Origin of the sequence: Escherichia sp. GZ89 (genome assembly GCF_019366485.1) — a bacterium.
Classification (GTDB): Bacteria; Pseudomonadota; Gammaproteobacteria; order Enterobacterales; family Enterobacteriaceae; genus Escherichia; species Escherichia fergusonii.
Genome location: NZ_JAEOHX010000008.1, coordinates 116,175 through 142,447, shown reverse-complemented (window position 1 = coordinate 142,447; position 26,273 = coordinate 116,175). Strand labels below are relative to the sequence as shown.

The following is a 26,273-nucleotide window of genomic DNA, read 5'->3' as shown; positions in this document are numbered from 1 at the left end:
AACTCCTTATTTCTGCCAGGCAAGTTGATAAAGCATGAGTGCCAACGTTTTGACCCCTTCGGCAAGGTCGGTAATATTGGTGCGTTCCGCCGGGTTATGGCTGATCCCGTTGATGCTGGGAATGAAAATCATGCAGGTCGGCACGCGAGGCGCGAAAATTTGTGCGTCGTGCCCGGCACCACTGTGCATTACCCGATAATTCAGTTTTTCGCTTTCACACAATTCTGTCAGGGTGGCGACAAGCTCCTTGTTCATCGGCACGGGTTCTTCGTCCATCCATAAATCGATATCAATACCAATGTCCATTTCATCGCAAATCGCCCGCATGTTGTTTTCTAACTGTTGGGTAAAATCGCGCAACACGGCAGTGTCGGTATGACGACAATCAATAGTGAACGTGGTTTTACCCGGCACTACATTCACCGTATTCGGGCGCGGCTCCACCTTGCCAAAGGTCAGCACCAGCGGATCGCCCATCTTTTTCGCTTTCTCAACTGACTGATGGCAAATGCGACTGAAAGCGTAAACCGTATCACGACGATAACCCATCGGCGTGGTGCCTGCATGGTTTGATTCGCCGTTCAGCGTCACCGTATAGCGACGTTGCCCGACAATTGCATTCACCACGCCAATTGACTGCCCATTACTTTCCAGCACACAGCCCTGTTCTATATGCAGTTCGACAAAGGCTTTAATATCCTGACGCGGAGTTAGTGGGGCGTTCGGCAGAGTAAATCCGCAAGCCTTCATTGCATCGACAAAACTATTTCCTTTGGCATCACAGATATTCCGCACGTCGTCAGGATTCGCCAGCCCAAAGATATTTTTACTGCCCCAGAAGACATACGGGAAGCGGCTGCCTTCTTCTTCCGCCATTGCCACCACTTCGACCGTTCGCAGCGGCGCGCCGTATTGCGTTTTCAGCCAGTCAATCGCCAGCCACGCCGCCAGTGCGCCGAATTGTCCGTCGAGGTTACCGCCGTTACCCACGGTATCAATATGCGAACCGCTCAGAATCACTTCCTGAGGGTATTCGCTGCCGTTCAGGCGGCCGTATAAATTCCCCACTTCATCGAAACGTGTTTCCAGCCCACTTGCAGCCATTCTTTTTTTAAATTGCTGCTGGGTTTCCAGCCACTCCGGCGAATAAAGTAAACGGGTCATTCCACCCGTTGGGTCAGCGCCAAAAGAGGAAAGCCAGGGCAGCGTTTCTTCTATGGCTTGACGGAAATGTGTAATCATAAGAAAGTCCTGTCTCAACAATTATTGCGCAAAGGGATTTTTCGTTTCGTATGACGTGTTATAAAGCGCGTCGGAAATTAAATACTGGTAAATATCATCAACAATTTCGATGCCTTCGACGGCGGTTTTGTGTTGTTTAATATCCTGATCCTGTCCGGGATAATAAACCTGGTTAAAACCGGGCGCGGGGGTAATGGCATTTAATTCGCGCATGGTCTGGCTAAGATGTTGACGGAATAATTCGCTGGAGGAGAAAAAGTTCGGATTAATAACTACATGTAATTGCCCCAAATTACGTCCGGCGTGTAAATCGTCATACATCGAACTGACCTGACGCCCGAACGGTAAGCCGAGTAAGACGCCTGAGAGGACGTCGATCATCATCATCAGGCCATAACCTTTCGGTCCGGCAGCCGGGAGCAGGGCGTTAACCGCGAAGGGATCGCTGGTTGGTGTACCATTTTTATCGACCGCCCAGGTATCGGGTATAGACATATTGCGCGAGCGTGCATCGAGCACTTTCCCCCAGGCTTGCACAGTAGTCGCCATATCAAAGGTAAGAATTTCGTCGCCTTCTCCCGGCGCGGCAAAGGCCAGTGGGTTAGTGCCGTAGTAAATTTCCGCGCCGCCAAACGGCACCACCATTGGATCGGACTGACACATCGAAATGCCAATCAATCCGGCGTGGGCTGCCTGCTGCACAAAATAAGAGATTGCGCCGCTGTGACCCATCCGGCTGATGCCAACCACCGCCAAGCCATGTTGTTGTGCTGTTTTAATGGCATGTTCCATACCCATTTTTGCCGCGACCTGTCCGGCGGCATTGTCGGCATGTAAAATTGCTGAACATGGCCCGGTTTCTTCAAGACGAAACTCCGGTTCGCGGTTGGTGCCGCCTTTTGATATGCGTTCTGCGTAGTATTCAACGCGCACCGCGCCATGAGAGTGGATCCCTCTGGCATCGGCGTAAACCAATACTTCAGCCACGGTTGCAGCGTGCTCACGTTTTAACCCAGCCTGGCAGAGTTTATTCTCGATTAGCTGGTGGAGTGTTTCCCGACTGATTTTCATCTGTCTTCCTTTTTAACGACGGTGTGAAGCATGACTGCAATTAACATACAGGGAAAATATCTGGATTATGTGATCCAGACAGGCAAAAAAATATAGTTAGAATTTATTTGATAATCCGCTCGCTTTTAACCTGGTTTTTAAAACAACTATGCTTATTAAAAAATAACGCGTAATAGTCTGGCGGTTATTTGAATTCTTTTGTTAATAATGTCTGTGTGATATTCATCACCTTATTTACTCGTTGTCATCGATACCGTAATCGCCACATTAACACTGCTCGTGCAATTGCCATGGGTGCAATTTTTAAGGAGTTGTTATGATCCACGCCTTTATTAAAAAAGGGTGTTTTCAGGATTCAGTCAGTTTAATGATTATTTCACGAAAACTCAGCGAATCAGAAAATGTTGATGATGTTTCCGTAATGATGGGTACGCCCGCCAATAAAGCGTTATTAGAGACCACAGGTTTCTGGCATGACGATTTTAATCACGCCACGCCGAACGATATTTGCGTGGCAATTCGTAGCGAAGCGGCGGATGCGGGGATCGCGCAGGCGATTATGCAGCAGCTTGAAGAGGCGCTAAAGCAACTGGCGCAGGGAACGGGCAGCAGCCAGGCGTTGACGCTGGTGCGTCGCTGGGACAGTGCCTGTCAGAAATTACCCGATGCCAATCTGGCGCTGATTTCAGTGGCTGGCGAGTATGCGGCGGAGCTGGCGAATCAGGCGCTGGATCGCAACCTCAACGTGATGATGTTCTCCGATAACGTCACGCTGGAAGATGAAATCCAACTTAAAACCCGCGCACGGGAAAAAGGCTTGCTGGTGATGGGGCCAGACTGCGGTACGTCGATGATTGCCGCCACGCCGCTGGCTTTTGCTAACGTGATGCCGGAAGGCAACATTGGCGTCATTGGCGCTTCCGGTACCGGGATTCAGGAGCTGTGCTCACAGATTGCGCTGGCAGGTGAGGGAATTACTCACGCGATTGGTCTTGGCGGGCGCGATCTCAGCCGTGAAGTGGGCGGCATCAGTGCGCTAACGGCGCTGGAAATGTTAAGCACCGATGCGAAAAGCGAAGTGCTGGCGTTTGTTTCAAAACCGCCTGCCGAAGCTGTGCGTCTGAAAATTGTTAATGCCATGAAAGCAACCGGCAAACCAACGGTGGCGCTGTTTTTAGGTTATATCCCGGCGGTGGCCCGCGACGAGAATGTCTGGTTTGCCTCCTCGCTGGATGAGGCTGCACGCCTGGCTTGCCTGCTTTCACGCGTTACGGCGCGACGTAACGCGATAGCGTCTGCCAGCAGTGGATTTATTTGCGGCCTGTATACCGGCGGTACGTTAGCCGCCGAAGCGGCGGGATTACTCGCCGCGCACCTTGGCGTGGTAGCCGACGATACCCATCATCACGGCATGATGCTGGACGCCGATGGTCACCAGATCATTGACCTCGGCGATGATTTCTACACCGTCGGGCGTCCCCATCCGATGATCGACCCAACCTTACGCAACCAGTTAATTGCCGATCTCGGCGCTAAACCGCAAGTGCGCGTATTGCTGCTTGATGTGGTGATTGGCTTCGGTGCGACTGCCGATCCTGCAGCCTCGCTGGTAAGCGCCTGGCAAAAAGCCTGTGCCGCGCGTTCAGACAATCAACCACTGTATGCCATTGCCACAGTGACAGGCACTGAACGTGACCCGCAATGCCGCTCGCAACAAATCGCCACGCTGGAAGATGCGGGGATCGCGGTAGTGAGTTCGCTGCCGGAAGCCACCTTGCTGGCGGCGGCGTTAATTCATCCGCTCTCGCCTGCCGCACAGCAACATACACCTTCATTACTGGAAAACGTCGCCGTGATTAACATCGGATTACGCAGCTTTGCGCTGGAGCTACAAAGCGCCAACAAACCGGTTGTGCATTACCAATGGGCGCCAGTCGCCGGCGGCAATAAAAAACTGGCTCGTTTATTAGAACGTTTGCAATAAGGGGTTCCCATGTTTACATCAGTGGCGCAAGCCAATGCTGCGGTTATCGAACAAATTCGTCGTGCTCGTCCACACTGGCTGGATGTGCAACCGGCTTCTTCACTTATCAGCGAACTAAACGAGGGCAAAACACTGCTTCACGCCGGGCCGCCAATGCGCTGGCAGGAGATGACCGGACCCATGAAAGGGGCATGCGTGGGCGCGTGTCTGTTTGAAGGCTGGGCGAAAGATGAAGCGCAGGCACTGGCGATGCTGGAGCAGGGGGAAGTGAACTTCATTCCTTGTCACCATGTGAATGCCGTCGGGCCAATGGGCGGCATTACTTCTGCCAGTATGCCGATGCTGGTGGTCGAGAACGTGACCGACGGTAACCGGGCGTACTGCAACCTCAATGAAGGTATCGGTAAAGTGATGCGTTTTGGCGCTTACGGCGAAGATGTCCTGACTCGCCATCGCTGGATGCGCGATGTGTTAATGCCGGTATTAAGCGCGGCGCTGGGGCGCATGGAGCGCGGTATCGATCTCACCGCGATGATGGCGCAGGGCATTACGATGGGCGATGAATTCCATCAACGCAATATTGCTTCCTCAGCACTGTTAATGCGTGCGCTGGCCCCACAAATTGCTCGCCTCAATCACGATAAACAGCACATCGCGGAAGTGATGGATTTCCTCAGCGTGACCGATCAGTTCTTCCTTAACCTCGCGATGGCTTACTGCAAGGCGGCGATGGATGCTGGTGCGATGATCCGCGCAGGCAGCATCGTTACGGCTATGACCCGCAACGGCAATATGTTCGGGATTCGGGTCAGCGGGTTGGGCGAACGCTGGTTTACTGCGCCTGTAAACACTCCGCAAGGTCTGTTTTTCACCGGCTTCTCGCAGGAGCAGGCGAACCCGGATATGGGCGATAGCGCGATTACCGAAACCTTTGGTATCGGTGGTGCGGCAATGATCGCCGCCCCTGGCGTAACACGCTTTGTCGGTGCGGGTGGTATGGAAGCAGCCAGAGCGGTATCTGAAGAGATGGCGGAAATCTTCCTTGAACGCAATATGCAGTTGCAGATCCCCGGCTGGGATTTCCAGGGCGCGTGCCTGGGGCTGGATATTCGTCGCGTGGTAGAAACCGGCATTACGCCGCTCATCAATACCGGTATCGCCCATAAAGAAGCGGGGATCGGGCAGATTGGCGCAGGCACTGTGCGGGCACCGCTGGCGTGCTTTGAACAGGCGCTGGAAGCACTGGCTGAAAGCATGGGGATTGGTTGAGGAACGCGCAATGACGATCATCCATCCTCTGCTTGCCAGCCGTAGTGCACCAGACTATCGCCAGTCCTGGCGGTTAGCGGGCATCTGGCGGCGAGCGATTAATCTGCTGACGGAAAGTGGCGAACTGTTAACGCTACATCGTCAGGGAAGTGGTTTCGGTCCCGGAGGATGGGTGCTTCGCCGCGCGCAATTCGATGCGTTATGCGGTGGATTATGCGGCAATGAACGACCACAGGTTATGGCTCAAGGGATTCGCCTCGGGCGTTTCACGGTTAAACAGCCACAGCGTTATTGTTTGCTACGTATTACGCCGCCTGCGCATCCTCAACCGCTTGCCGCTGCATGGATGCAACGCGCGGAGGAAACCGGGCTTTTCGGGCCGCTGGCGTTGGCGGCAGGCGATCCGCTTCCCGCTGAATTACGCCAGTTTCGTCACTGTTTTCAGGCCGCGCTCAATGGCGTTAAGACCGACTGGCGGCACTGGCTGGGTAAAGGCCCCGGATTAACGCCGAGTCATGATGACACGCTGAGCGGAATGCTGCTGGCGGCCTGGTATTATGGCGCTTTAGATGCGCGCTCCGGTCGCCCGTTTTTTGCCTGTTCCGACAATCTTCAACTCGTTACCACGGCGGTGAGCGTTAGTTATTTGCGTTACGCCGCACAAGGCTATTTCGCCTCGCCACTCCTGCACTTTATTCATGCTCTGAGTTGCCCGAAACGTACTGCTGTGGCGATTGATTCGCTGCTGGCGCTGGGGCATACGTCAGGGGCCGATACGCTGCTGGGGTTCTGGCTTGGTCAACAATTATTACAAGGAACACCATGAAAATACTGGTTGTAGCTCTTGGGGGCAATGCCTTACTCCAGCGCGGTGAGGCGCTGACGGCAGAAAATCAATATCGCAATATTGCCAGTGCTGTTCCCGCGCTGGCGCGCCTGGCCCGTGCTTATCGGCTGGCGATTGTTCACGGCAACGGGCCGCAGGTGGGGTTGTTGGCGTTACAAAATCTGGCCTGGAAAGAGGTCGAACCGTATCCACTGGATGTGCTGGTGGCGGAAAGTCAGGGGATGATTGGCTATATGCTGGCGCAGAGCTTGAGCGCACAGCCGCAGATGCCGCCTGTGACGACGGTGCTGACACGCATTGAAGTTTCGTCTGATGATCCGGCGTTTTTGCAGCCAGAGAAGTTTATCGGCCCGGTTTATCAGCCAGAAGAACAAGAGGCACTGGAAACGACTTACGGCTGGCAAATGAAGCGTGATGGCAAATATTTACGCCGGGTGGTGGCATCTCCCCAGCCTCGTAAAATTCTCGACAGCGAAGCCATCGAGTTGTTGCTCAAAGAGGGGCATGTGGTGATTTGCAGTGGCGGCGGCGGTGTTCCGGTGACGGATGACGGAGCAGGGAGTGAAGCGGTGATTGATAAAGATCTCGCCGCGGCGTTGCTTGCCGAGCAGATTAATGCCGATGGACTGGTGATCCTCACCGATGCTGACGCGGTTTATGAAAACTGGGGAACGCCGCAGCAACGCGCCATTCGCCATGCCACACCGGATGAGTTAGCGCCATTTGCCAAAGCCGATGGGGCGATGGGACCGAAGGTAACGGCGGTGAGTGGTTATGTCAGAAGCCGTGGTAAACCTGCGTGGATTGGGGCGTTATCGCGGATTGAAGAGACGCTGGCGGGCGAAGCGGGGACCTGTATTTCGCTGTCGTCGTAGGCAGTAGACATTTGTGCCTGATGCGACGCTGATTATCCGACCTGGAAATATCACCGCTTCCGCAGGTCGGATAAGGTGTTCACGCTGCATCCGGCAAGAATTTGAGCACCAGGTTAACTGAACTTACTCTGCGCCCACATCACGCCGCTGGCATACTCTGGCGGCAGCAGCGGGATTAAGGCTTCCAGCGTTGCGGTCAGACGAGATGTGTCGCTGTCGGTCAAATTCAGATGCCCCACTTTACGGCCCGGACGCACTTCTTTGTCGTACCAGTGCAGATGCACCAGCGGCAGTTTCAGCCAGTCATAATTCACATCGCTACCAATCAGGTTGATCATCACCGACGGACTATTCACTACCGGTTGCGGTAACGGCAGATCGGTAATCGCCCGCAGATGCAGCTCAAACTGGCTGATGCTGGCACCGTTTTGTGTCCAGTGACCACTGTTATGTACACGCGGAGCCAGTTCGTTGATCAGCAGACCTTGCGGCGTGACAAAACACTCCATCGCCATCACGCCCACATAGCCCAGATCCTGCATAATCGCCGACAGCATCTCTTCGGCCTGCGCCTGCTGCTGTGCGTTGGCCTGCGGGAAAGCGACGCTGGTGCGCAAAATACCGTCCTGATGCAGGTTATGCGTCAGCGGATAAAACACAGTGCTGCCATCAAAGCCGCGCGCGCCAACCAGCGATACTTCGCCAGAGAAGTTAATGCCCTGCTCGACAATACATTCGCCGTAGCATTCAGTCGGTAACTGTGCGGTTTCATCGGCGCGTAAACGCCATTGACCGCGACCGTCATAGCCACCAATACGACGCTTAACAATCGCCAGTTCACCTAAACGATCAAACACTGCAGGCCACTCGCTGCGATCGGCAAGTAACTGCCACGGTGCGGTCGGCAGGTGAAGCTTGTCGAAAAGCTGCTTCTGAGTCAGACGGTCGGCAATAATCGGGAACACATCGCGGTTCACAAAGGCCGGATGGCGTGCCAACTCGCGCGTTAATGCGGTTTCCGGCCAGCGTTCGATCTCAGCGGTAATCACGCTTTGTTGAAAGGGCACCGCCGCCGGTTCAGCGTCCAGCCCGACCGGCCAGACAGCAATGCCTAACGGTTCGCCTGCCTGGCGCAACATACGGCCTAACTGCCCGTTACCGAGGACGCAAACCTGTTTCATGCCGCACCTCGCGGGTCCGGGTTTTCCAGCACTTCATCAGTCTGGGCTTTGCGCCAGTCATTCAAACGCTGGTGCAGTTCTTTATCATGAGTTGCAAGAATTTGTGCTGCCAGTAACGCGGCGTTTGCCGCGCCAGCTTTACCTATCGCCAGCGTACCCACCGGAATGCCGCGCGGCATTTGTACGATGGAGTAGAGGCTATCGACACCGCTCAGTGCGGCGCTCTGTACTGGCACACCCAGCACTGGCACCAGCGTTTTGGCGGCAATCATGCCCGGCAGGTGCGCTGCGCCGCCTGCGCCCGCAATAATCACCTGATAACCGTTCTCTTCGGCACTTTCGGCGAAGCTGAACAGTTTATCGGGGGTGCGGTGAGCAGAAACCACTTCAACGTGGTGCGGGACATTCAGGATTTCGAAGATTTCGGCGGCGAACTGCATGGTAGCCCAGTCGCTTTTGGACCCCATCACGATGGCGACACGCGCCGGATTATTGCGGGAAGACATGCGTCTTAAAACTCCTGTGGTGCACAACTCTCGGCTTTAGAGGGCACAGAGAATAGCACGGAAAGAGAGCAAGGAAAACGGTTGCGCGGTTATGAAATCAGCAAAGTTGCGCGTTTTTTAAAATGGAAAATGGATCAACTCAACGTCATCCGCCGTGACTTTCACCATCGAACCTTCCGTATGCCAGGCACCCAGTACCACGCGGAAAGCAGGTTGCTGATTGGCGATCAGTTCATGCACCGCCGGGCGATGGGTATGCCCGTGAATCAACCATTGCACCTGATGTTTTTCCATCGCACTAACCACCGCGTTTTGGTTAACGTCCATGATCGCCAACGATTTACTGCTGTTGGCTTCTTTGCTGTTCGCTCGCATTCGCGCGGCAATGCGTTTGCGCACAAACAACGGCAGGGCGAGGAATAGCGTTTGCAGCCACGGCTTGTGGACTTTGGTGCGAAATGCCTGATAACCGATGTCATCGGTGCACAGCGTGTCGCCATGCATAATCAACACCCGGCGACCATAAAGTTCGAGCACTTTTTCTTCCGGCAATAACGTCATGCCACTCTCACGGGCAAAGCGTTTGCCGAGCAGAAAATCACGGTTGCCATGAATGAAATAGCAGGGAACGCCGGAATCGGATACCGCTTTGATCGCTGCGGCCATCTGGCGATGGAGTGGGTTGGGATCGTCATCGCCAATCCATGCTTCAAACAGATCGCCAAGAATATACAGCGCGTCGGCCTTGCGGGCTTCCCCCGCTAAAAAACGCAGAAAACCGGCGGTGATCGCCGGTTCTTCCACGCAGAGATGAAGATCTGCAATAAAGAGTGTCGCCACGATTACTCGCTAACGGTCACGCTTTCAATGATAACGTCTTCTTTTGGCACGTCCTGGTGCATACCGCTACGACCGGTTGCTACACCTTTGATTTTGTCAACCACGTCCATGCCTTCAACCACTTCAGCAAACACGCAGTAACCCCAACCTTGCAGGCTTTCGCCAGAGAAGTTCAGGAAGTCGTTATCAACCACGTTGATGAAGAACTGTGCAGTTGCAGAGTGCGGTGCCTGAGTACGGGCCATTGCCAGCGTACCGCGGGTGTTTTTCAGACCGTTGTTGGCTTCGTTTTTGATCGGTTCTTTGGTGGCTTTTTGCTTCATGCCTGGCTCAAAACCGCCGCCCTGAATCATAAAGCCGTTGATAACACGGTGGAAAATGGTGTTGTTGTAAAAACCTTCGCGGCAGTAGTCCAGGAAGTTTTTAACTGTTTCAGGTGCTTTATCGTCAAAAGTTTTGATGACAATATCGCCGTGATTGGTGTGGAAAGTAACCATTTTTGCATCCTGTTCCGTTTGATTGGTGCTTCAACCCGATTCGGGTCATATATAGGGTGGTGTTATAGCATAACCGCACGATCGGATCATCACGCAATGTATGCTGATTCGCGCGGGAAATATGGGTATTATACGCAATTCAATTACCCACACATGTCTAAACGGAATCTTCGATGCTAAAAATCTTCAATACTCTGACACGCCAAAAAGAGGAATTTAAGCCTATTCACGCCGGGGAAGTCGGCATGTACGTGTGTGGAATCACCGTTTACGATCTCTGTCATATCGGTCACGGGCGTACCTTTGTTGCCTTTGACGTGGTTGCACGCTATTTGCGTTTCCTCGGCTATAAGCTGAAGTATGTGCGCAACATTACTGATATCGACGACAAAATCATCAAGCGTGCCAATGAAAATGGCGAAAGCTTTGTAGCGCTGGTGGATCGCATGATCGCCGAAATGCACAAAGATTTTGATGCTTTGAACATTCTGCGCCCGGATATGGAGCCGCGCGCGACGCACCATATCGCAGAAATCATTGAACTCACTGAACAACTGATCGCCAAAGGTCACGCTTATGTGGCGGACAACGGCGACGTGATGTTCGACGTACCGACCGATCCGACCTATGGCGTGCTGTCGCGTCAGGATCTCGACCAGCTGCAGGCAGGCGCGCGCGTTGACGTGGTCGACGACAAACGCAACCCGATGGACTTCGTTCTGTGGAAGATGTCGAAAGAGGGCGAACCGAGCTGGCCGTCTCCGTGGGGCGCGGGCCGTCCAGGCTGGCACATTGAATGTTCGGCAATGAACTGCAAGCAGTTGGGTAACCACTTTGATATCCACGGCGGTGGTTCAGACCTGATGTTCCCACACCACGAAAACGAAATCGCTCAGTCCACCTGTGCGCATGATGGTCAGTATGTGAACTACTGGATGCACTCGGGGATGGTAATGGTTGACCGAGAGAAGATGTCCAAATCGCTGGGTAACTTCTTTACCGTGCGTGATGTGCTGAAATACTACGACGCGGAAACCGTGCGTTACTTCCTGATGTCGGGCCACTATCGCAGCCAGTTGAACTACAGCGAAGAGAACTTGAAGCAGGCGCGTGCGGCGCTGGAGCGTCTCTACACTGCGCTGCGCGGCACAGACAAAACCGTTGCTCCTGCCGGTGGCGAAGCGTTTGAAGCGCGCTTTATTGAAGCGATGGACGACGATTTCAACACCCCGGAAGCCTATTCCGTGCTGTTTGATATGGCGCGTGAAGTGAACCGTCTGAAAGCAGAAGATATGGCAGCAGCGAACGCAATGGCGTCTCATCTGCGTAAACTTTCTGCCGTGCTGGGCCTGCTGGAGCAAGAACCAGAAGCGTTCCTGCAAAGCGGCGCGCAGGCAGACGACAGCGAAGTGGCTGAGATTGAAGCGTTAATTCAACAGCGTCTGGATGCCCGTAAAGTCAAAAATTGGGCGGCAGCAGATGCGGCGCGTGACCGTCTTAACGAGATGGGGATCGTGCTGGAAGATGGCCCGCAAGGGACCACCTGGCGTCGTAAGTAATTGCGCTATTGCCGGATGCGAGTTTTCGCATCCGGTTATCGTCTGCGCCACCACAACATTCCCATCAGTACCATCCCCGGCAACCATACCCACATCAATTCAGAAATAATCACCTGATGACCGTACGGCGTGGTGTAACGAGACAACGCGAACGGCGCGACCTTAATCACCTGCCAGGAAGCAAAAAAGCGTTCATCAGACCACGGCCACAGCCAGCCAACGCCTTTACCGCCAGTGGTTACCGAATCCAGCAAGCTGTGCGATAGCAACGAAACGGTTAAAAACAGCCAGCAGCGAATCAGCCCAGCCCTGAACCATCGACGTCCAATCAGCACACATAACAGCGGGACAACAAACGCAAACACCAGAGAGTGGGTAAATCCGCGATGGCCAAAAACATTGCCGTAAGCAACGCCAAATTTAAATGACAATACGTCGGCATCGGGCAGCATCGCCAGGACGATTCCGGCAAATAATAGGCGCGGAGGGATGACTTTTGAACCCAACCCTAAACCAATGCAAAGGGGAACGGCGGCGTGCGTAATAACGGTTGGCATGATGATCGCTTAGGCAAAATATCGATGCTATCAGCATGGATGAACGGGGCGTAGAGGGCAAAAGTCTGAAAAGAGAACCGGCCTGTTGATACAGGCCGGGAAAGGGATCAGGCAACAACCTGTACGCTGTGACCTGCAAAACTCACTGTCTGACCGGCGACGATTTTGCAGCGTTTGCGCGTTTCAACCGCGCCGTCGACTTTCACCTGGCCTTCGGCAATCGCGATTTTCGCCTGCGCGCCGCTTTCGCTCCAGCCTTCCAGTTTCAGCAAGTCGCACAGCTCAACGTGCGGATGTTTACCTAAAGAAAATGTCGCCATGTTACTCACCCTGTGGATCATGATATTCAACGCACGCCTGTAGCGTGTTTTCGATCAGCGTGGCAACCGTCATCGGGCCAACGCCGCCCGGAACAGGCGTAATGTATGAGGCGCGTTTAGCCGCGTCTTCAAACACCACGTCGCCCACAACTTTGCCATTTTCCAGACGGTTGATGCCGACATCAATCACAATCGCGCCTTCTTTGATCCAGTCACCAGGAATAAAGCCCGGTTTACCGACGGCAACGATCAGTAGATCGGCATTTTCTACGTGATGACGCAGATTTTTAGTGAAGCGGTGAGTCACGGTAGTGGTGCAACCTGCGAGCAGCAGTTCCATGCTCATTGGGCGACCGACGATATTCGATGCGCCAATCACCACGGCGTTGAGACCGAAGGTATCAATGTTGTAACGCTCAAGCAGTGTGACGATACCACGCGGGGTGCAGGGGCGCAGACGTGGCGCGCGCTGGCACAGACGACCGACGTTATAAGGATGGAAACCGTCAACGTCTTTGTCCGGGTGAATTCGTTCCAGCACTTTGACGTTATCAATACCCGCCGGTAACGGCAGTTGGACCAGAATGCCATCAATGGTGTTGTCGGCATTCAGCGCATCGATAAGCTCCAGCAGCTCCGCTTCGCTGGTGGTTTCCGGGAGGTCATAAGAACGGGAGACGAACCCGACTTCTTCACAAGCTTTGCGTTTGCTTGCGACATAAATTTGCGATGCAGGGTTGCTACCCACCAGTACTACGGCCAGTCCTGGTGCCCGCAGTCCAGCTGCAATTCGTGCCTGAACTTTTTGAGCAACTTCAGAGCGCACCTGCTGCGCAATCGTTTTACCGTCAATAATCTTTGCTGCCATCAGAGAGAGGATTCCATCTGTTACGTAGGTCGAAGGGGATGCGCCTATTTTGTCAGAAGCGGGGCGTGCTGTCAGTTTTCGTTTAAAATTTCCGAAATGTTGCTCAGCAACACCGGTTTAGTACGTGATAAAAAAATAGAAAATAAGAAAAATGAACGATTCGTACACTTAGCCAGCAAACAAATCAAAAGCCATTGACTAAGCAGGTGCTGACCGTATAATTCACGCGTTTCACCCGCACAGAAGATCATATCTTTCTATGCTCCCTTAGCTCAGCTGGATAGAGCAACGGCCTTCTAAGCCGTCGGTCGCAGGTTCGAATCCTGCAGGGGGCGCCATTTAAAATCAACGTGCTACGCCTGCCAGAATTTCTCCCTGTGTCATATTCGTGTCCTTAATAAAAAAATGGTGACCAATCTTACAAGAAAGTCGGTCACCATGAGAGGGCGCTTTAAACAGAAATTACAGCACTTTGTGTGGGCCAAAGCATTCGTAATGAATATTTTCCTGCTTCACGCCCAGATCCACTAACTGTTTCGCGGCAAACTGCATGAAACCTACCGGGCCGCAGAGGTAGAACTGCATTGCTGGATTGCTGAACGCCCCTTCCAGTTTGCTCAAATCCATCAGACCTTCGCTATCAAACTGACCTTTAGCGCGATCGGCTTCGCTCGGCTGACGATACCAGGTGTGCGCAGTAAAGCGCGGCAGTGCTTGCCCCAGTTCCTTAACTTCATCAGCAAAGGCATGAACATCACCATTATCTGCCGCATGGAACCAGTTCACTTGTGCTGTGTGACCTGCTTTTGCCAGCGTGTCGAGCATTGCCAGCATTGGCGTTTGCCCTACACCCGCAGAGATCAGTGTTACCGGTGTGTCATCCGTCACATCCATAAAGAAATCACCCGCCGGAGCGACCAGTTTCACGACATCGCCAACATTGGCGTGATTGTGCAACCAGTTGGATACCTGCCCGCCATCTTCGCGTTTCACCGCAATACGATAGCCTTTGCCATCAGGTTTACGGGTCAAAGAGTACTGACGAATTTCCTGATGCGGGAAACCTTCCGGCTTCAGCCAGACGCCAAGATATTGCCCCGGACGGTATTCCGCCACTGCGCCACCGTCGACCGGCTCCAGTTCGAAGCTGGTGATAAGTGCGCTGCGTGGTGTTTTAGCCACAATGCGGAAATCGCGAGTACCTTCCCAGCCACCGGCTTTGCTGGCGTTTTCGTTATAGATTTCCGCCTCACGATTGATAAATACATTTGCCAGTACGCCATAGGCTTTACCCCACGCGTCCAGCACTTCCTGGCCCGGGCTGAACATTTCGTCCAGCGTCGCCAACAGGTGTTCACCGACGATGTTGTACTGTTCCGGTTTGATCTGGAAGCTGGTGTGTTTCTGCGCGATTTTTTCTACCGCTGGTAACAGCGCAGGCAGGTTTTCAATATTGCTGGCGTAGGCGGCAATGGCGTTAAACAGGGCTTCACGTTGATCGCCATTACGCTGGTTACTCATGTTAAAAATTTCTTTGAGTTCTGGGTTATGAGTAAACATACGGTCGTAGAAATGGGCGGTTAACTTTGGCCCCGTTTCCACCAGTAAAGGGATGGTGGCTTTTACTGTAGCGATGGTTTGAGCGTCAAGCATAGAGTCTTCCTTTTTTTGCATCTCAATTGATGTATTTCAAATACATCTTATAAAAAATAGCCCTGCAATGTAAATGGTTCTGTGGTGTTTAATGTTGAGAATGTGACAAAGTGAATAATTTGCATCACAAACATGAAAAGAAATCCATTACCAGGCATAAGCGCTTCATTCGTCAAAGCCTTGTACTGCTTGAAGGTAATCGTTTGCGTAAATTCCTTTGTCAAGACCTGTTATCACACAATGATTCGGTTATACTGTTCGCCGTTGTCCATCAGGACCGCCTATTAAGGCCAAAAATTTTATTGTTAGCTGAGTCAGGAGATGCGGATGTTAAAGCGTGAAATGAACATTGCCGATTATGATGCCGAACTGTGGCAGGCTATGGAGCAGGAAAAAGTACGTCAGGAAGAGCACATCGAACTGATCGCCTCCGAAAACTACACCAGCCCACGTGTAATGCAGGCGCAGGGTTCTCAGCTGACCAACAAATATGCTGAAGGTTATCCGGGCAAACGCTACTACGGCGGTTGCGAGTATGTTGATATCGTTGAACAACTGGCGATCGATCGCGCAAAAGAACTGTTCGGCGCAGACTACGCTAACGTTCAGCCGCACTCCGGTTCCCAGGCTAACTTTGCGGTCTATACCGCGCTGCTGGAACCCGGTGATACCGTTCTGGGTATGAATCTGGCGCACGGCGGTCACCTGACTCACGGTTCTCCAGTTAACTTCTCCGGTAAACTGTACAACATCGTTCCTTACGGTATCGATGCTACCGGCCATATCGACTACGCTGATCTGGAAAAACAAGCCAAAGAACACAAACCGAAAATGATTATCGGTGGCTTCTCTGCATACTCCGGCGTGGTTGACTGGGCGAAAATGCGTGAAATCGCTGACAGCATCGGTGCTTACCTGTTCGTTGATATGGCGCACGTTGCGGGACTGGTTGCTGCTGGCGTCTACCCGAACCCGGTTCCTCATGCTCACGTAGTAACTACCACCACTCACAAAACCCTGGCGGGTCCGCGCGGCGGCCTGATCCTGGCGAAAGGCGGTAGCGAAGATTTGTACAAAAAACTGAACTCTGCTGTCTTCCCTGGTGGTCAGGGTGGTCCGCTGATGCACGTAATCGCTGGTAAAGCGGTTGCTCTGAAAGAAGCGATGGAGCCTGAGTTCAAAACTTACCAGCAGCAGGTCGCGAAAAACGCCAAAGCGATGGTAGAAGTGTTCCTGGAACGCGGCTACAAAGTGGTTTCTGGCGGTACTGATAACCACCTGTTCCTGGTGGATCTGGTTGATAAAAACCTGACCGGTAAAGAAGCAGACGCCGCTCTGGGCCGTGCTAACATCACCGTGAACAAAAACAGCGTACCAAACGATCCGAAGAGCCCGTTTGTGACCTCCGGTATTCGTGTAGGTACTCCGGCGATTACCCGTCGCGGCTTTAAAGAAGCAGAAGCGAAAGAACTGGCTGGCTGGATGTGTGACGTGCTGGACAGCATCAATGATGAAGCGGTTATTGAGCGCATCAAAGGTAAAGTTCTCGACATCTGCGCACGTTACCCGGTTTACGCGTAATCTCGCAGAAAGATATATTAAAGGCCGCAATTGCGGCCTTTAATGTTTCTAGCGGCGGTCGAGGGAAATTGCCCCTGGCCCGGTAATCGCCAGCAATAAAAATGCTCCGGCGATACTGATATTCTTCCAGAAGTTAATCATATTTGGCCCGACTGCATCCCCGGTCATATCCCAATAATGGTGACCAATAACTGCTGTACCCAGGGTGTAGAAGATAAAGAGCACCGCGAGGGGGCGAGTGTAAAACCCGAGAACAATTAAAATAGCAGCAGGTACCTCCATGATGACGGCAATAATGGCTGCCAGCATTGGCATGGGCGCGCCCAACGAGGCCATGTATTGCACCGTACCTTCAAACCCCATCATTTTGGGGAACCCAAAAATGATGAATATCAATATGATAGCTATACGAGCAATCAACAACAGAACGGGGCGCGAAGCTCCGAATTCAAAATAGCGCAATGTGTTCATAAAACAGTCCATTTGCATAAATGTGTGATTTAACCGTAATACACGGTTTTGCTGCTCGCCATCTCTGGGCAAAAGAGTTAATTGGCAATATTCCTGGACAGCTGATGGATACCAGCAACCACGGCGGATGGATGTTTAATCGCTCAAAATTCATTTAACATTCTGTTAATACTTCCTTGCGCCAGAGACGGTTTATCGCCAGACTATCGCCTCCATTGGGAGGGACACATGGTTTTGCAATCAACACGCTGGTTGGCACTCGGTTATTTCACTTACTTTTTTAGCTACGGTATTTTTCTGCCTTTCTGGAGCATATGGCTTGAAGGTCTTGGGCTGACACCAGAAACTATAGGTTTATTGCTCGGTACGGGGTTAGTGGCGCGCTTTCTTGGTAGCTTACTGATTGCGCCTCGCGTCACTGATCCCTCTCGCCTGATCCCGGCATTGCGTGTTTTGGCCCTGCTGACATTGGTCTTCGCGCTGGCATTCTGGGCGGGTACTCACGTGGCCTGGTTGATGGTGGTCATGATCGGCTTTAACCTCTTTTTCTCACCGTTGGTTCCGCTTACTGATGCACTGGCGAATACCTGGCAAAAACAGATCCCCCTGGATTACGGGCGAGTGCGGTTGTGGGGGTCAATCGCTTTTGTCATTGGCTCTGCGCTGACGGGTAAACTGGTCAGCTTGTATGATTATCGGGTGATACTGGCACTGCTAACTCTTGGCGTCGCCTCTATGCTGCTGGGAATGATGTTGCGCCCGGCGATACAGCCACAAGGCGTCAGTCGCCACCAGGAAAGTACGGGTTGGTCGTCGTGGCTTGCTCTGATTAGCCAGAACTGGCGTTTTCTGGTTTGTGTATGCCTGTTACAGGGCGCACATGCAGCGTATTACGGTTTTAGTGCAATTTACTGGCAGTCGGCAGGATATTCAGCTTCAGCGGTGGGGTATTTATGGTCGCTGGGTGTGGTAGCTGAAGTGATAATTTTTGCGCTCAGCAACAAACTATTCCGCCGCTTTAGCGCCCGTGACTTGCTGCTCCTTTCTGCTGTATGCGGCCTGATTCGTTGGGGAATGATGGGCTGGACCACGGCACTACCGTGGCTTATTGTGGCGCAGATTCTTCATTGTGGCACATTTACCGTGTGCCACCTTGCGGGGATGCGCTACATTGCCGCACGTCATGGCAGCGAAGTCATTCGCCTGCAGGCCGTTTATTCTGCTGTGGCGATGGGGGGCAGTATCGCCATCATGACCATTTTCGCGGGCTATCTCTATCAACATCTCGCGGGTGGCGTATTCTGGGTCATGGCGCTGTTGGCACTGCCTGCAATGGTGTTGCGGCCAAAAATTACACCTTCAACCTGATTCGACTATTTTGCGGATCTGCTGTTGTTGATGAGGTGTCAAGGTCTGGTCTGCATAAATTAGTGGGGGTGAAAATAGCGGTAACGTGGTGGTGTAAGGTGTAACAATCAACGCCACGTTACGTGGGACACCTTGTACTAAAAAATTCTTTACGGGCATATGCCGGATATTGAGCGGCAGTAGTGTGAGTTCTCGCAGTTGCTGCTCAATACACGCCTCGCGCTCAGTATCGTTGTCTGTCAGCATCAGGATCTGTTTTTCGTGTAGATCATTTTCCTGCATCAACCACGCTCCAAAAATAACCGCCACCAGTCCCGTTTCTTCTTCAGAAAATTGAAGGTCGTATTCATTGGCAAATTCGGTCAACGCTTCCTGAGTCGTACGCATTAAACGGGGATAAAGATGACAAAAACCGTCAGGTAAGGTGTTATCAATACCAATAGAAAACAAGCTACGATGCAACGCCTGCGCCAGATGCACGTAAAGTTGATCGTGTAGTCCTTGCTCATCGCGAAACTGGACATTACCTTTCTGGCGAAAAATAAGCACCAGGCGAGAAATAGCATTGCGCATCTGCCAGTCCCATGGATGGTTGTCTCGTCGGGGATCGGGAACACGTAGCAGGGTAAATAGCAGGGCGATAAATAACGACTCTTCCCGTGGAACATTGCGCATCGCACGGCGGTGTAAAAAACGGCTTAATTCCAGCGCAAAGGGCCAGGCTGCACATGACTGCATCCACTGTTGCTGAAGTGGCGTGAAATCAGGAGTTTGTCCTGCATGATGATTCAACAGACAGTATTGCCAGAACAGCTGTAGAAACTGCATATCCCGATCACCAAACTGCATGTTCAGGCGACGGGCGCAGAGGTTAATCAGTGCCCGTAAATTTGTATCGTCATACAAAGTTCGTTCAATACCGCATTGTTTAAGCGCATTTTTTAATGCCGGGGTAAATTGCTCATTAATAAATGCGGGGCACAGGCGCAGCCCTCGGCGTAACCAATGTAACAGGCATAAACGCTGATTGAGCTCTGTACCTTCAATCCGAAAACCGCCGTTTTGGGCCGTTTTGATCGTCAGCTGGTGGTAACCAGCAATCTCCCGACTCGTCTCATTAAGATCTTTACTGACAATCTCTACATCGACACCATTTAACTTACTTAATGTTTCCGTGGTCGTTACCAGACCTGGTTGAAACAGCGTCAACAATATATGACAACGGCGTTGGGGAGCAGAAAGTACAGATGGTGGTGCGATGGTTGGCATCATCTGTCAGATCTCCCGTTCGTAGTTTGATAAGAATAGCTAAAGTTTATTTATAAAAATGATGATTGAAACGCTTTGCACCAGAATACGGGGGAAGGTCACAGAAATTTTAACTGGAGAGTGGGCTTTGTTAAGACGAAGCGAGCATCTTAAGGTGATTTTGTGCTGTCTTCTTTCACCTCAGAGAGAGTTGTGGTGTCATCGGGTGTTTAATGCATTGAGGATAAAATTCACCATCTGGTCGCGATATACCCCGCCATGGCGTTCTGAAAAGGCGTCGATATGTTCACCATCAGGAAGGATAATTTTTTGTTTCGGTTCGCGGGTGAGATCATAAAGCCTTTCACTTTGCTCCCAGGGAATGACGCGATCAGCTTTACCATGAATGATCAGTACAGGAATGGGGCTGACTTCAGCGATGAAGCGTTCCGCATTATAACTGTCGTCCATAAAGAAACCGCTACCGGGGATCATCTGGTTAGCGATTGAGGAATAAGAAGCAAAGGTTGAGTCGAGAATCACAGCGCGAATACCTTCGCGATCACCATTCCCAAGAGCACTAACCATATTCGCGCCACCAATACTTTGGCCAAACAAGACCAGACGTTGCGGGTTAACATCACTGCGGTGGCGCACAACATTAATCGCACTTTGCGTATCATCTAATAACCCTGCCTGAGAAGGTCTTCCCTTTGATTTACCGAATCCACGATAATCAAACATAAAGACATTGAAATTCCGTTCCGGTAACCAACTGACCAATGGCCAGTGTGCGGACATATTGCCTGCATTGCCGTGAGCGTGAATGACAGTCGCAATGGCGTTTTCGGCGGGGCCAGTCGCAGAAGGAATAAACCAGCCGTGCAGGCGTGTGCCGTCTTTGGCAGTGAATTCTACTGATTCGGCAGACCAGGGATCGGGGCCATAAATTTTATCGTCCGGGTAATAGAAAAAATTGATAGCGATACGCGGTATTAAATAAACGCAGAACAGAATGACGAACAAAATAAAGACAATTTTTAGAACGCGCTTATTAACCGCAACAATCATCTCTCTTTCCCTGAAATAGACTAAAAACGGAAAGATGGTGTGAGAGCAGTGAAGGAATGTAAAGTGAAGGTGTGCAGTTTCAGAAAAGCGCCTGAAGAGTTGGCGGGTGAGTGGATATCACCCGCCTGAGTCATTAACGCTTCAGAGCGTCGCTTAACTCGTCACGCATGTTCGCCAGCATGGCTTTAACAACGCGCGGGTTACCGGCAACGATGTTACCGGTCAGCATGTAGTTATGACCACCGGTGAAGTCGCTGACGATGCCGCCCGCTTCACGAACCAGCAGCTCGCCTGCGGCGAAATCCCACGGACGCAGACCGATTTCAAAGAAACCGTCAACACGACCTGCGGCAACGTAAGCCAGATCCAGCGCCGCAGAACCAGTACGACGGAAGTCTGCACATTCGTTGAACAGTTTGCCGACGATGTTGATGTAAGTGGTAGCGTACTGTTTTGCTTTGAACGGGAAGCCGGTTGCCAGAATAGTACCGTCGAGATCGCGAGCGGTGCTGCCGCGCAGACGATAACCGTTCAGCTGTGCGCCTTGACCGCGAGTCGCGGTGAACAGTTCGTTACGCATAGGATCGTAAACCACAGCAACTTCAGTGCGGCCTTTGATACGAACGGCGATAGATACCGCGAAGTGCGGCAGACGTTTGATAAAGTTGGTAGTGCCATCCAGTGGATCGATAACCCATTGAACATCCTGATCAGTACCTTCAAGTTCACCGCTTTCTTCGGTGATGATGGTGTGCTGTGGGTAAGATTTACGAATCGTGTCGATAATCACCGCTTCGGCAGCTTTATCTACGTTGGTCACGAAATCGTTACTGCCTTTCTGGCTCGCTTCTACAGCGTCCGGGGTTTCATAGTTTTTGGCAATTAAATTACCCGCCTTGCGCGCTGCGCGCACGGCGATGTTCAGCATCGGATGCATCGGTCTCTCTCACTGGATGTTAAAGAACGGGAAAACGGCGCAGAGTATAGCAGCGAGATCGGCATCTGTCTTCGTTTTATGATAAGATGCGTGAATAATCTTTAGATGAAGAAAGACAATGCTGCAAAATATTCGAATTGTGCTGGTGGAGACGTCACACACCGGCAATATGGGTTCTGTTGCCCGTGCCATGAAAACAATGGGCTTAACCAATCTGTGGCTGGTTAATCCACTGGTGAAACCTGACTCCCAGGCGATTGCTCTGGCAGCAGGGGCCAGCGATGTGATTGGTAATGCTCACATTGTCGATACACTCGACGAAGCGTTAGCCGGTTGTAGCCTGGTGGTTGGCACCAGTGCACGCTCGCGCACGCTGCCGTGGCCGATGCTCGACCCGCGCGAATGCGGTTTGAAAAGCGTCGCTGAAGCGGCAAATACGCCGGTGGCACTGGTTTTTGGTCGTGAGCGTGTCGGCTTGACCAATGAAGAGTTGCAAAAGTGCCATTATCATGTCGCCATTGCCGCTAACCCGGAATACAGTTCGCTTAACCTGGCGATGGCTGTTCAGGTTATTGCCTATGAAGTGCGCATGGCCTGGCTGGCGACTCAGGAGAACAGCGAGCAGGTTGAACATGACGAGACGCCGTATCCGCTGGTCGATGATCTGGAACGTTTTTACGGTCATCTTGAACAAACGCTGCTGGCAACCGGCTTTATCCGTGAAAACCATCCGGGGCAGGTGATGAATAAGCTGCGTCGTCTGTTTACCCGTGCGCGCCCGGAAAGCCAGGAGTTGAATATCCTGCGCGGGATTCTGGCTTCTATTGAGCAGCAGAATAAAGGTAACAAGGCCGAATAACCGAGGTTGCCTGATACGGCGCTTAACGCGTCTTGTCAGGCCTACATTGTACTGAACCCCTGGTCGGATAAAGTGTTTACGCCGCACCCGACAACAGGTACAAACGCCACGATAAAAAAATGGCACTGAAGGTTAAATACCCGACTAAATCAGTCAAGTAAATAGTTGACCAATTTACTCGGGAATGTCAGACTTGACCCTGCTATGCAATACCCCCACTTTTACAATAAAAAACCCCGGGCAGGGGCGAGTTTGAGGTGAAGTAAGACATGAGACTGACATCTAAAGGGCGCTATGCCGTGACCGCAATGCTTGACGTTGCGCTCAACTCTGAAGCGGGCCCGGTACCGTTGGCTGATATTTCCGAACGTCAGGGAATTTCCCTTTCTTATCTGGAACAACTGTTTTCCCGTCTGCGTAAAAATGGTCTGGTTTCCAGCGTACGCGGACCAGGCGGTGGTTATCTGTTAGGCAAAGATGCCAGCAGCATCGCCGTTGGCGAAGTGATTAGCGCTGTTGACGAATCTGTAGATGCTACCCGTTGTCAGGGTAAAGGCGGCTGCCAGGGGGGCGATAAATGCCTGACCCACGCGCTGTGGCGTGATTTGAGCGACCGTCTCACCGGTTTTCTCAACAACATTACTTTAGGCGAACTGGTTAATAACCAGGAAGTGCTGGATGTATCTGGTCGTCAGCATACTCACGACGCGCCACGCACCCGCACACAAGACGCAATCGACGTTAAGTTACGCGCATAAAAGATAAAAAGTATTCAGAATCAGGCCGGGGCGTCTCGCGCTCCGTAAACACGGTCGTACATCCAGCCGGTAGCCTGGTTCCTTGCATTGAGTGATGTACGGAGTTTATAGAGCAATGAAATTACCGATTTATCTCGACTACTCCGCAACCACGCCGGTGGACCCGCGTGTTGCCGAGAAAATGATGCAGTTTATGACGATGGACGGAACCTTTGGTAACCCGGCCTCCCGTTCTCACCGTTTCGGCTGGCAAGCTGAAGAAGCGGTAGATATCGCTCGTAATCAGATTGCCGATCTGGTTGGCGCTGATCCGCGTGAAATCGTCTTTACCTCTGGTGCTACCGAGTCTGACAACCTGGCGATCAAAGGTGCTGCTAACTTTTATCAGAAAAAAGGCAAGCACATCATCACCAGCAAAACCGAACACAAAGCGGTACTGGATACCTGCCGTCAGCTGGAGCGTGAAGGTTTTGAAGTCACCTACCTGGCACCGCAGCGTAACGGTATTATCGACCTGAAAGAACTCGAAGCAGCGATGCGTGACGACACCATCCTTGTTTCCATCATGCACGTAAATAACGAAATCGGCGTGGTGCAGGATATCGCGGCTATCGGCGAAATGTGCCGTGCTCGTGGCATTATCTATCACGTTGATGCAACCCAGAGCGTGGGCAAACTGCCTATCGACCTGAGCCAGTTGAAAGTTGACCTGATGTCTTTCTCCGGTCACAAAATCTACGGCCCGAAAGGTATCGGTGCGCTGTATGTGCGTCGTAAACCGCGCGTACGTATCGAAGCACAAATGCACGGCGGCGGTCACGAGCGCGGTATGCGTTCCGGTACTCTGCCAGTTCACCAGATCGTCGGGATGGGCGAAGCCTATCGCATCGCAAAAGAAGAGATGGCGACCGAGATGGAACGTCTGCGCGGCCTGCGTAACCGTCTGTGGAACGGCATCAAAGATATCGAAGAAGTTTACCTGAACGGTGACCTGGAACACGGTGCGCCGAACATTCTCAACGTCAGCTTTAACTACGTTGAAGGTGAGTCGCTGATTATGGCGCTGAAAGACCTTGCGGTTTCTTCCGGTTCTGCCTGTACGTCAGCAAGCCTCGAACCGTCCTACGTGCTGCGCGCGCTGGGGCTGAACGACGAGCTGGCACATAGCTCTATCCGTTTCTCTTTAGGTCGTTTTACTACTGAAGAAGAGATCGACTACACCATCGAGTTAGTTCGTAAATCCATCGGTCGTCTGCGTGACCTTTCTCCGCTGTGGGAAATGTACAAGCAGGGCGTGGATCTGAACAGCATCGAATGGGCACATCATTAATCGGTATCGGAATCAGGAGAATTTATAATGGCTTACAGCGAAAAAGTTATCGATCATTACGAGAATCCGCGTAACGTGGGTTCCTTCGACAACAACGACGAGAACGTGGGCAGCGGCATGGTGGGTGCACCGGCCTGTGGCGACGTGATGAAGTTGCAGATTAAAGTCAACGATGAAGGTATCATTGAAGACGCGCGTTTTAAAACTTACGGCTGCGGTTCCGCTATCGCTTCCAGCTCCCTGGTCACCGAATGGGTGAAAGGGAAGTCTCTCGACGAAGCACAGGCGATCAAAAACACCGATATTGCTGAAGAACTTGAACTGCCGCCGGTGAAAATTCACTGTTCTATTCTGGCAGAAGACGCGATCAAAGCCGCCATTGCGGACTATAAAAGCAAACGTGAAGCAAAATAAGAGTTGAGGTTTGGTTATGTCGATTACACTGAGCGACAGTGCAGCAGCGCGAGTAAATACCTTTCTGGCTAACCGCGGCAAAGGGTTTGGCCTGCGTCTGGGTGTGAGAACCTCCGGATGTTCAGGTATGGCTTATGTACTGGAATTTGTTGACGAACCGACGCCGGAAGACATCGTGTTTGAAGACAAAGGCGTGAAAGTCGTGGTCGATGGCAAAAGCCTGCAATTTCTGGACGGTACGCAACTGGATTTCGTAAAAGAAGGCCTGAACGAAGGGTTTAAATTTACCAACCCGAACGTCAAAGATGAGTGTGGTTGCGGCGAAAGCTTCCACGTTTGATGCGCATACCGATAACCCCACCGTGGTCAGCTGCGCGTGGGGTTTGTTTTACCTGATTCGTCGTTATTGCGGCGGATCGCAGCCCTGAGAATGTTATGGATTACTTCACCCTCTTTGGCTTGCCTGCCCGTTATCAACTCGATACCCAGGCACTGAGCCTGCGTTTTCAGGATCTACAACGTCAGTATCATCCTGATAAATTCGCCAGCGGAAGCCAGGCGGAACAACTCGCCGCCGTACAGCAATCTGCAACCATTAACCAGGCCTGGCAAACGCTGCGTCATCCGTTAATGCGCGCGGAATATTTACTTTCTTTGCACGGTTTTGATCTCGCCAGCGAGCAGCATACTGTGCGCGACACCGCGTTCCTGATGGAACAGCTGGAGCTTCGCGAAGAACTGGACGAGATCGAACAGGCGAAAGATGAAGCACGGCTGGAAAGCTTTATCAAACGTGTGAAAAAGATGTTTGATACCCGCCATCAGTTGATGGTTGAACAGTTAGACAACGAGACGTGGGACGCGGCGGCGGATACCGTGCGTAAGCTGCGTTTTCTCGATAAACTGCGAAGCAGTGCCGAACAACTCGAAGAAAAACTGCTCGATTTTTAATTTCTGGAAGCTAAAC

General features: G+C 52.1%; 27 protein-coding genes and 1 tRNA gene. 14 read left to right on the top strand and 14 right to left on the bottom strand.

What is annotated here, in order from left to right:
• Nucleotides 1-6 precede the first annotated feature (6 nt).
• Together allC and allD are read right to left on the bottom strand one after the other, a co-directional pair.
• Nucleotides 7-1,242 (bottom strand): allantoate deiminase, encoded by a 1,236-nt coding sequence (allC, locus tag K0335_RS14360; RefSeq protein WP_219393880.1) that lies wholly within the window; start codon nucleotides 1,240-1,242, stop codon nucleotides 7-9.
• A 21-nt stretch (nucleotides 1,243-1,263) separates the two neighbouring features.
• The gene (allD, locus tag K0335_RS14355) at nucleotides 1,264-2,313 is read right to left on the bottom strand and encodes an ureidoglycolate dehydrogenase (protein WP_104919574.1); all 1,050 of its coding nucleotides are present in this window, start codon (nucleotides 2,311-2,313) and stop codon (nucleotides 1,264-1,266) included.
• Between the two features lie 316 nt (nucleotides 2,314-2,629).
• Here allD and K0335_RS14350 point away from each other — a divergent pair, with 316 nt between their 5' ends.
• From K0335_RS14350 to K0335_RS14335, 4 genes are read left to right on the top strand one after another with little or no spacing between them, the layout of a single operon-like run.
• Nucleotides 2,630-4,297: an acyl-CoA synthetase FdrA gene (locus K0335_RS14350; RefSeq protein ID WP_160193907.1), complete on the top strand. Its 1,668-nt coding sequence runs from the start codon at nucleotides 2,630-2,632 to the stop codon at nucleotides 4,295-4,297.
• Between the two features lie 9 nt (nucleotides 4,298-4,306).
• Nucleotides 4,307-5,566, top strand: coding sequence for a DUF1116 domain-containing protein (locus K0335_RS14345; RefSeq protein ID WP_219393879.1), 1,260 nt, complete (start codon nucleotides 4,307-4,309; stop codon nucleotides 5,564-5,566).
• A gap of 10 nt (nucleotides 5,567-5,576) precedes the next feature.
• Complete coding sequence (locus K0335_RS14340) at nucleotides 5,577-6,392, top strand: DUF2877 domain-containing protein (protein ID WP_104919571.1); 816 nt, start codon at nucleotides 5,577-5,579, stop codon at nucleotides 6,390-6,392.
• Nucleotides 6,389-7,288, top strand: a complete 900-nt coding sequence (locus tag K0335_RS14335; protein WP_104919570.1) for a carbamate kinase — start codon at nucleotides 6,389-6,391, stop codon at nucleotides 7,286-7,288. The genes K0335_RS14340 and K0335_RS14335 overlap by 4 nt, the downstream gene beginning before the upstream one ends.
• A 113-nt stretch (nucleotides 7,289-7,401) precedes the next feature.
• Here the strand turns inward: K0335_RS14335 and purK are convergent, their stop codons facing one another.
• The 4 genes from purK to ppiB form a co-directional block, all read right to left on the bottom strand.
• Nucleotides 7,402-8,469 carry a 5-(carboxyamino)imidazole ribonucleotide synthase gene (purK, locus tag K0335_RS14330; protein WP_104919569.1) on the bottom strand — a complete coding sequence of 356 codons (1,068 nt, stop codon included), beginning with the start codon at nucleotides 8,467-8,469 and terminating at the stop codon, nucleotides 7,402-7,404.
• Nucleotides 8,466-8,975 carry a 5-(carboxyamino)imidazole ribonucleotide mutase gene (gene purE, locus K0335_RS14325; RefSeq protein ID WP_001295318.1) on the bottom strand — a complete coding sequence of 170 codons (510 nt, stop codon included), beginning with the start codon at nucleotides 8,973-8,975 and terminating at the stop codon, nucleotides 8,466-8,468. Before purE ends, purK begins: the two co-directional genes overlap by 4 nt.
• A gap of 117 nt (nucleotides 8,976-9,092) precedes the next feature.
• A complete protein-coding gene (gene lpxH, locus K0335_RS14320; protein ID WP_046076846.1) occupies nucleotides 9,093-9,815 on the bottom strand; it encodes a UDP-2,3-diacylglucosamine diphosphatase in 723 nt (240 codons plus the stop codon).
• A 2-nt stretch (nucleotides 9,816-9,817) separates the two neighbouring features.
• Nucleotides 9,818-10,312: a peptidylprolyl isomerase B gene (gene ppiB, locus K0335_RS14315; protein ID WP_000256002.1), complete on the bottom strand. Its 495-nt coding sequence runs from the start codon at nucleotides 10,310-10,312 to the stop codon at nucleotides 9,818-9,820.
• Nucleotides 10,313-10,485: 173 nt separating this feature from the next.
• Here ppiB and cysS point away from each other — a divergent pair, with 173 nt between their 5' ends.
• A complete protein-coding gene (gene cysS / locus K0335_RS14310; RefSeq protein WP_104919568.1) occupies nucleotides 10,486-11,871 on the top strand; it encodes a cysteine--tRNA ligase in 1,386 nt (461 codons plus the stop codon).
• Nucleotides 11,872-11,906: 35 nt separating this feature from the next.
• Here cysS and K0335_RS14305 read toward each other — a convergent pair whose 3' ends face one another.
• The 3 genes from K0335_RS14305 to folD form a co-directional block, all read right to left on the bottom strand.
• Nucleotides 11,907-12,428 carry a metal-dependent hydrolase gene (locus K0335_RS14305; protein WP_104919567.1) on the bottom strand — a complete coding sequence of 174 codons (522 nt, stop codon included), beginning with the start codon at nucleotides 12,426-12,428 and terminating at the stop codon, nucleotides 11,907-11,909.
• 107 nt (nucleotides 12,429-12,535) lie between these two features.
• Nucleotides 12,536-12,748 carry a ribosome-associated protein YbcJ gene (ybcJ, locus tag K0335_RS14300; RefSeq protein ID WP_000190288.1) on the bottom strand — a complete coding sequence of 71 codons (213 nt, stop codon included), beginning with the start codon at nucleotides 12,746-12,748 and terminating at the stop codon, nucleotides 12,536-12,538.
• Nucleotide 12,749: 1 nt separating this feature from the next.
• Complete coding sequence (gene folD, locus K0335_RS14295) at nucleotides 12,750-13,616, bottom strand: bifunctional methylenetetrahydrofolate dehydrogenase/methenyltetrahydrofolate cyclohydrolase FolD (RefSeq protein WP_000729155.1); 867 nt, start codon at nucleotides 13,614-13,616, stop codon at nucleotides 12,750-12,752.
• 261 nt (nucleotides 13,617-13,877) lie between these two features.
• On the opposite strand from folD, the gene K0335_RS14290 reads away from it, so the two are divergent.
• A tRNA-Arg gene (locus tag K0335_RS14290) sits at nucleotides 13,878-13,954 on the top strand.
• 124 nt (nucleotides 13,955-14,078) lie between these two features.
• Here K0335_RS14290 and hmpA read toward each other — a convergent pair.
• A complete protein-coding gene (gene hmpA / locus K0335_RS14285; protein WP_000883105.1) occupies nucleotides 14,079-15,269 on the bottom strand; it encodes an NO-inducible flavohemoprotein in 1,191 nt (396 codons plus the stop codon).
• Nucleotides 15,270-15,596: 327 nt separating this feature from the next.
• Here hmpA and glyA point away from each other — a divergent pair, with 327 nt between their 5' ends.
• Nucleotides 15,597-16,850 carry a serine hydroxymethyltransferase gene (gene glyA / locus K0335_RS14280; RefSeq protein WP_000919150.1) on the top strand — a complete coding sequence of 418 codons (1,254 nt, stop codon included), beginning with the start codon at nucleotides 15,597-15,599 and terminating at the stop codon, nucleotides 16,848-16,850.
• Nucleotides 16,851-16,898: 48 nt separating this feature from the next.
• Here the strand turns inward: glyA and K0335_RS14275 are convergent, their stop codons facing one another.
• Nucleotides 16,899-17,321 (bottom strand): DoxX family protein, encoded by a 423-nt coding sequence (locus K0335_RS14275; protein WP_001094737.1) that lies wholly within the window; start codon nucleotides 17,319-17,321, stop codon nucleotides 16,899-16,901.
• A gap of 228 nt (nucleotides 17,322-17,549) precedes the next feature.
• Between K0335_RS14275 and K0335_RS14270 the strand changes: the two genes are divergently transcribed.
• Nucleotides 17,550-18,689: a 3-phenylpropionate MFS transporter gene (locus tag K0335_RS14270; RefSeq protein ID WP_219393878.1), complete on the top strand. Its 1,140-nt coding sequence runs from the start codon at nucleotides 17,550-17,552 to the stop codon at nucleotides 18,687-18,689.
• Here the strand turns inward: K0335_RS14270 and csiE are convergent.
• The 3 genes from csiE to suhB all read right to left on the bottom strand — a co-directional run bounded on the left by csiE (nucleotide 18,681) and on the right by suhB (nucleotide 21,945).
• Nucleotides 18,681-19,961, bottom strand: a complete 1,281-nt coding sequence (csiE, locus tag K0335_RS14265) for a stationary phase inducible protein CsiE (protein ID WP_046083608.1) — start codon at nucleotides 19,959-19,961, stop codon at nucleotides 18,681-18,683. The genes K0335_RS14270 and csiE overlap by 9 nt on opposite strands.
• A gap of 195 nt (nucleotides 19,962-20,156) precedes the next feature.
• The gene (locus K0335_RS14260; protein ID WP_000634373.1) at nucleotides 20,157-21,008 is read right to left on the bottom strand and encodes an alpha/beta hydrolase; all 852 of its coding nucleotides are present in this window, start codon (nucleotides 21,006-21,008) and stop codon (nucleotides 20,157-20,159) included.
• A 133-nt stretch (nucleotides 21,009-21,141) separates the two neighbouring features.
• Nucleotides 21,142-21,945 (bottom strand): inositol-1-monophosphatase, encoded by an 804-nt coding sequence (gene suhB / locus K0335_RS14255; protein WP_000553451.1) that lies wholly within the window; start codon nucleotides 21,943-21,945, stop codon nucleotides 21,142-21,144.
• 118 nt (nucleotides 21,946-22,063) lie between these two features.
• Here suhB and trmJ point away from each other — a divergent pair, with 118 nt between their 5' ends.
• The 6 genes from trmJ to hscB all read left to right on the top strand — a co-directional run bounded on the left by trmJ (nucleotide 22,064) and on the right by hscB (nucleotide 26,257).
• Nucleotides 22,064-22,804 carry a tRNA (cytosine(32)/uridine(32)-2'-O)-methyltransferase TrmJ gene (gene trmJ, locus K0335_RS14250; protein WP_000940023.1) on the top strand — a complete coding sequence of 247 codons (741 nt, stop codon included), beginning with the start codon at nucleotides 22,064-22,066 and terminating at the stop codon, nucleotides 22,802-22,804.
• Nucleotides 22,805-23,073: 269 nt separating this feature from the next.
• Nucleotides 23,074-23,562: a Fe-S cluster assembly transcriptional regulator IscR gene (gene iscR / locus K0335_RS14245; protein WP_001241357.1), complete on the top strand. Its 489-nt coding sequence runs from the start codon at nucleotides 23,074-23,076 to the stop codon at nucleotides 23,560-23,562.
• 115 nt (nucleotides 23,563-23,677) lie between these two features.
• The gene (iscS, locus tag K0335_RS14240) at nucleotides 23,678-24,892 is read left to right on the top strand and encodes a cysteine desulfurase (protein ID WP_001295373.1); all 1,215 of its coding nucleotides are present in this window, start codon (nucleotides 23,678-23,680) and stop codon (nucleotides 24,890-24,892) included.
• A gap of 27 nt (nucleotides 24,893-24,919) precedes the next feature.
• Nucleotides 24,920-25,306: a Fe-S cluster assembly scaffold IscU gene (iscU, locus tag K0335_RS14235; protein WP_000331707.1), complete on the top strand. Its 387-nt coding sequence runs from the start codon at nucleotides 24,920-24,922 to the stop codon at nucleotides 25,304-25,306.
• A 16-nt stretch (nucleotides 25,307-25,322) separates the two neighbouring features.
• Entirely contained in the window at nucleotides 25,323-25,646 is a 324-nt protein-coding gene (iscA, locus tag K0335_RS14230; protein WP_000028953.1) for an iron-sulfur cluster assembly protein IscA, read from the top strand.
• A 95-nt stretch (nucleotides 25,647-25,741) separates the two neighbouring features.
• Nucleotides 25,742-26,257, top strand: a complete 516-nt coding sequence (gene hscB / locus K0335_RS14225; RefSeq protein WP_000384413.1) for a co-chaperone HscB — start codon at nucleotides 25,742-25,744, stop codon at nucleotides 26,255-26,257.
• Nucleotides 26,258-26,273 lie beyond the last annotated feature (16 nt).